Source organism: Alcanivorax sp. HI0083, assembly GCF_001635175.1.
The window spans coordinates 1-1,422 of sequence record NZ_LWFX01001472.1; the positions used below are offsets into that span (position 1 = coordinate 1).

The window sequence follows — 1,422 nt, forward strand, 5'->3', positions numbered from 1 at the left end:
GCCACCGGATGAGCCGGCAGTGCTGGGCGTGGCCATGAACGAAATCTTCGTGCCGATCCTGAAAAAACAGTTCCCGGAAATTGTGGACTTCTACCTGCCCCCGGAAGGCTGCTCCTACCGCATGGCGGTGGTGACCATGAAGAAGCAGTACCCGGGCCATGCCAAGCGGGTAATGATGGGCGTGTGGTCCTTCCTGCGCCAGTTCATGTACACCAAGTTCGTGATTGTCTGCGATGACGACGTCAACGCCCGCGACTGGAAAGACGTGATCTGGGCCATGACCACCCGCATGGACCCGGCCCGCGATACCGTGATGATCGAAAACACCCCCATCGACTATCTGGACTTCGCTTCTCCAGTGGCCGGGCTGGGCTCCAAAATGGGCATGGATGCCACCAGCAAGTGGGCCGGTGAAACCACCCGCGAGTGGGGCCGCGCCATCGCCATGGACCCCGCCGTGAAAACCCGGGTGGATGAAATGTGGGCATCCCTGGGTATCGATACCCCGGAATAACCCCCGGGGTGGGCGCCGCATCACATCACAACAGTGGCGCCCAAACACAAATGTGGTACGATCGTACAAAACAAAGATAACAAGGTCGCCCATGTCCGCTTTTTCGTCACTGAATCGCCGTGCTTTCCTGAAATCCCTGGCCGCCACCGGCGCCCTGGGCTCAATGGGCCCCGGCCAACTGCTCGCCAGCACCGGCAACGCGCCCGCCTGGCAAAACTGGTCCGGTAACCAGAGCGCCAGCCCTCGACAACTGGTGTACGCCACCGATGAAAACGTGGTGCGCAACACCATGCGCAACAGCACCGGCATCCTGCGGGCTTTCGGCGGCAGCCACTCTTTCAGTGGCATCGTGCCCACCGACGACACCCTGATCTCCCTGGAGCCCATGGCCGGACTGCGTGGCACTGACGGCAACGTATTCCGTTACGGTGGCGGCACCCGGCTGGCCATGGCCAGTGCCATGGCCTACGAACAGGGCTACAGTTTTACCAATGAACCGGACATCAACCTGCAATCCCTGGCCGGAGCCATTGCCACCAGCACCCACGGCACCGGGCTGGGCCTGCAAAGCCTGTCCGGGCAAGTGGATTCCTTGCGCCTGATCACCCCCGACGGCGAAGCGCTGGAATTAACCGCCACCGATGGCGACACCTTTCTCGCTGCCTGCTGTAACGTGGGCGCCCTGGGAGTGGTCACCGAAATCGGTTTTCGCCACGAACCGGCCTTCCGGCTGGAAGAACACACCTGGACCTTGCCGCTTCGTGAGGCCATGGATTTTGTGGAGAAGGAAAAAAACAACTTCCGCCACATCGAATTCTTCGCCTTCCCGCTGGGCGATCAGGCCATCGTCAAGACCATGGAGATCACCACGGATCCCCAGGACAGCCCCACCCGTGCCGACGACAACG

General features: G+C 61.3%; 1 protein-coding gene and 1 pseudogene. Both read left to right on the forward strand.

The features are described from left to right. Positions 1 to 514, forward strand: a pseudogene (locus tag A3754_RS22315) (UbiD family decarboxylase domain-containing protein); the annotation flags it as partial. A gap of 91 nt (positions 515 to 605) precedes the next feature. Beyond that, a partial coding sequence (locus A3754_RS22320; protein WP_156497150.1) for an FAD-binding protein occupies positions 606 to 1,422 on the forward strand: 817 nt, incomplete at its 3' end.